The organism is Azospirillum sp. (genome assembly GCF_035627195.1).
Taxonomy (GTDB): domain Bacteria; phylum Pseudomonadota; class Alphaproteobacteria; order Azospirillales; family Azospirillaceae; genus Azospirillum.
The window spans coordinates 1-4,601 of record NZ_DASPMG010000281.1 but is presented as its reverse complement, the minus strand read 5'-3'; the positions used below and the strand labels follow the sequence as shown (position 1 = coordinate 4,601).

Genomic DNA, 4,601 nt, shown 5'->3' with positions numbered 1-4,601 from the left:
AACGCCGCCGCTGGTCGTGCTGAACCGGGTGGGGGCGCTGAAGAAAGCCGAGGTGCCGCTGAAGGACTTCGTCGGGACGGTGGGGGCATCCCCCGCCGTGGTCATCCCGGAGGACGCCGAAGCCTTTGGTCTGGCCGCCTGCCACGGACGGCCGCTGACCGAGGTGAAGCCCAAGTCCAAGGCCGCCGAGGGGGTGGAGCGGCTGGCCGCCCTGCTGGCCCGGCGCGACGCCGGGGCCAAGGCGCCGGCCAAGGCTGGCGGCGGCCTCAAGTCCCTGTTGCAGCGCTTCCACAAACGTTCCGAGAAGGTCTGAGCGCCATGTTCGGCAAGCGGGCCCAGCCGCCGTCCCCGACCGCCAGCGCCCCTGAACCCGCCGCCCAGCCCGCTGCCCAGCCCGCTGCCCCGTCCGAGGCCCGGCACGAGGTCCCGCCGCCCGCCATCGCGGCGGCCGAGACGGAGAACGCCTACTACCAGATCAAGACCGGCATCTTCGACGCGCTGCTCGACACCATCGACCTGACCCAGTTGGGCCGGCTCGACCTGTCGGCCAAGCGCGAGGAGATCTCCGACATCTGCCGCGAGATCATCAACGTCAAGGGTTACGTCCTCGGCCCCTCCAAGGAGGAGGCGCTGATCGGCGACATCTGCAACGACGTCCTGGGCCTTGGGCCTTTGGAGCCGCTGCTGGCGCGCGACGACATCGCCGATATCATGGTGAACGGCGCGGCCAAGGTCTACATCGAGGTCGGCGGCAAGATCGAGCTGACCCCCATCCGCTTCCGCGACAACGCCCAACTGATGAACATCTGCCAGCGCATCGTCTCAGCGGTGGGGCGGCGGGTGGACGAGACCAACCCGATCTGCGACGCCCGTCTGGCCGACGGCAGCCGCGTCAATGTCATCGCCCCGCCGCTGTCGCTGGACGGGCCGGCGCTGACCATCCGCAAGTTCAAGCGCGACAAGCTGACGCTCGAAAAGCTGATCGACTTCGGCTCGGTCAGCCCGCCCTGCGCCACGGTGATGCGGGTGGCGTCGGCCGCCCGCTGCAACGTGCTGATCTCGGGCGGTACCGGCTCCGGGAAAACGACGCTGCTGAACTGCCTGACACGCTTCATCGACCTGGGCGAGCGCATCATCACCTGCGAGGACGCCGCCGAGCTTCAGCTTCAGCAACCGCATGTGGTGCGGCTGGAGACGCGGCCGAAGAATCTGGAGGGCGTGGGCGAGATCACCATGCGCGATCTCGTGCGCAACTGTCTGCGCATGCGGCCCGAGCGCATCATCGTCGGCGAGGTGCGCGGGCCGGAGGCGTTCGACCTTTTGCAGGCGATGAACACCGGCCACGACGGCTCGATGGGCACGCTGCACGCCAATACCCCGCGCGAGGCGGTGAGCCGCCTGGAAAACATGATCGCCATGGGCGGCTTCAACCTGCCGGCCAAGGCGGTGCGCGAGCAGATTTCCTCGGCCATCGACGTCATCGTCCAGGCCCAGCGTCTGCGCGACGGCAGCCGCAAGATCACCCATGTGACCGAGGTGCTCGGCATGGAGGGCGACGTGATCGTCATGCAGGACCTGTTCGTCTACGAGTACCTGGGCGAGGACGAGCGCGGCCGCGTCCTGGGCCGGCACCGCTCCTCGGGCCTGCGCCCGCACTTCTGGGAGAAGGCGCGGTACTACGGCATGGACCGCGAGCTGATGGCGGCGATCGAAAGCTCGACGTGAGGCAACCTCCGCCGGCGCAAGGCTCTCTTCGGCCGATTGGTGCCGACTGCCCATGCAATCCGTGGGGCCGCCGGTCGCGGCGGTTTACCGGGAGCGGCGGGCGGGGCATAAGAAAGGGCTAAGACGTTCGGCAGCGACAGGCTTTCCGCCATGGCTTTTTCCGGTGCTCTCCCCGCCTCCTTTCCTTTTCCCTCCACCGACGCCGTGGCGCGGCTGCGCCGCATGGCCGGGGAAGCCGAGCGGGTGGGGCGGGCCGCCGAGGCCGCCGACCTGCTGCTGGGAGCCGTGGCGCTGGACGCCACCCAACCGGAGCCGTGGTGCGAACTGGCCCAGGCGCTCCTGGGCGCGCGGCGGCCCGAGGCGGCGCTGAACGCCGCCGAGCGGACCCTGGCCCTTGCCCCCGACACCGCCGCCGGCCACCGCCACAAGGCCGGAGCCCTGGCGCGGCTGGGGCGGCTCGACGCGGCGGCGGCGGCCCTGGCCGAGGCCGAGCGGCGCGAGCCCCAGGCGGCGGAGACGCTGGCGCTCAAGGCGCTGCTGACCATGCTCGCCGGCCGGCTGGAGGAGGCCGACCGGCTGTTCGCCCAGGCGCTCAGCCTGAATCCCGGGCTGGCCGAGGCCCAGGCCAACCACGCCCAGGTGCTGTCCCGCCTCGACCGGCATGAGGCGGCGCTGAAGGCGGCCGAGGCGGCGCGGGCCGCCAAGCCCGAGCTGGCCGGGGTGCATCACCTGCTGGGCTCCTTCCACTTACGCTCCGGGCGCCTGGACGAGGCCGAGGCGGCATGGCGGCAGGCGTTGCGGCTGGAACCGGAATTGAGGGCGGCGGCGACCGATCTGGCCGAGTTGCTGCGCCGCCGGGGCCGCGAGGACGAGACGGAATCCGTTCTGCGTCAGGCGATCGCCGCCAGCCCCGACCGCTTCGAGCTTCATCTCCAGTTGTCCGGCCTGCTGTTCACCGCCGGCCGGGTGGACGGGGCCGCCGAGGCGGCGCGTCAAGCCCTGCGCCTCAAGCCCGGTTGCGTGGAGGCCCGGCTCAACCTCGCCGGGGCCTTGAGTCACCTCGGCCGCGGCGAGGAGGCGGAAAGGGAAGCGCGCATGGCCCTGAACCAGCGCCCCGACAGCGCCGAGGCGCACATCACCCTGGGCACCATCCTCCAGGCCCAGGGAAATCTGCAAGACGCGGAAACCGCGTTTCTCCGGGCGGTCCTGCTGCGCCCCGACCTGCCCATCACCCACACCAACTTCGGCAACATCCTCAAGATGCGCGGCCAGGTGGCCGACGCGGTCAGGGCCCATCGTCAGGCCCTGGCGATCCGGCCCGACTATCCCGAGGGTCTGAGCAACCTCGGCATCGCGCTTTACGCCCTGCCCGAGCACCTGCCCGAGGCCGAGAAGGCGTTGCGCCGGGCCATCGCGCTCAAGCCGGACCTTCTGGAGGCGGCCTGCAACCTGGGCCTCGTTCTCCAGGCCACGGGGCGGCTGGAGGAGGCCGAGGCGCTCTACCGCCGTGTGCTGGAACACAAACCCGATCATCTGTCGTCCCTGATCAACCTGGGCACCACCTTGACCGCCCAGGGCCGGATACGCGACGCCATCGCCCTTTACCGGCGGGGGCTCGGCATCGCCCCGCCGTCCCCCCTGGCCGGCAGCAACCTTCTCTTCGCCCTCAACTACCTTCCCGACCAGGACCGGGCGGCGGTTCTGGCCGAGCACCGGGCCTGGGACGCCCGCCACGGCGGCGGCCGGGTGACGCCGCTGCCGCCGCCGGCCGCCCCGCGCGATCCCGACCGCCGGCTGCGCCTGGGGCTGGTCTCGGGCGACCTCGGCCGCCATCCCGTCGCCCAGTTCCTGCTGCCGCTGCTGCGCCACCTCGACCCCGCCGCCGTCGAGGTCCACGCCTACTCCAACCGTGCCGTCGAGGACGCCACCAGCGCGGCCCTGCGCGCCTTGACGGCCGGCTGGCGCCGCACCTTGGGGGTGAGCGACCGCGAGTTGGCCCGCCAGATCCGCGCCGACGGCATCGACATCCTGCTCGACCTCGCCGGCCACACCAACGGCAACCGCCTGGCGGTGTTCGCCCACCGGCCGGCGCCGCTCCAGGTCAGCTGGCTGGGCTACCCCAACACCACCGGGCTGGGCGCCATCGACTACCGGCTGACCGACGCCGTCGCCGACCCCGAGGGGGCGGACGCCTTCCACACCGAGCGGCTGGTCCGCCTGCCGCGCGGCTTCCTGTGCTACCAGCCGCCGGCCGAGGCGCCGGAGATCACGCCGCCGCCGGCGCGGCGCGCCGGCGCGGTGACGTTTGGTTCGTTCAACAACCTGACCAAGGTGACGCCGCCGGCGGTGGCGGTGTGGGCGGCGATCTTGCACCGGGTGGCCGGGGCGCGGCTCGTGGTCAAGAGCCACCAGCTGAGCGACGCCGGCAACCGCGGCCGGCTGCGCGGGCTGTTCGAGGCGCACGGCATCGACGGGGCGCGGCTGGAGCTGGTGGACTGGCGGCCGCGGCCGGTCGAGCATCTGGCGGCGCTGGCGCGGGTGGACATCGCGCTCGACAGCTTCCCCTACACCGGCACGGCGACGACGTGCGAGGCGCTGTGGATGGGGGTGCCGGTGGTGACCTGGGCGGGCGACCGCCACGCCGGGCGGGTGAGCGCCAGCCTGCTGAACCAGGCGGGGCTGGGCGAGCTGGTGGCGCGCGACGCGGCGGAGTACGTGCAGCTGGCGGTGGCCCTGGCCGGCGACAGGGAGCGGCTGGAGCGCTACCGCCAGGACCTGCGCGGCCGGCTGCGGGCCTCGCCGCTGTGCGACGGCGCCGGCTTTGCCCGCCAGTTCGAGCAGACCATGCGCGCCCTGTGGCGGAACTGGTGCGCCGG

2 protein-coding genes and 1 pseudogene are annotated in these 4,601 nt (G+C 72.3%); all 3 read left to right on the top strand.

All coding sequences use genetic code 11. The features are described from left to right. Positions 1-313, top strand: a pseudogene (locus VED21_RS26040) (hypothetical protein); the annotation flags it as partial. Positions 314-318: 5 nt separating this feature from the next. Continuing rightward, positions 319-1,725, top strand: coding sequence for a CpaF family protein (locus tag VED21_RS26035; protein ID WP_324887542.1), 1,407 nt, complete (start codon positions 319-321; stop codon positions 1,723-1,725). Positions 1,726-1,875: 150 nt separating this feature from the next. Next, positions 1,876-4,601 (top strand): tetratricopeptide repeat protein (locus VED21_RS26030; RefSeq protein WP_324887539.1); only part of this gene is annotated, 2,726 nt, incomplete at its 3' end.

What these genes read in the sequence shown, in the direction of transcription:
- VED21_RS26035 (WP_324887542.1), top strand. Translation starts at nt 319, where the DNA reads ATGTTCGGCAAGCGGGCCCAGCCGCCGTCCCCGACCGCCAGCGCCCCT.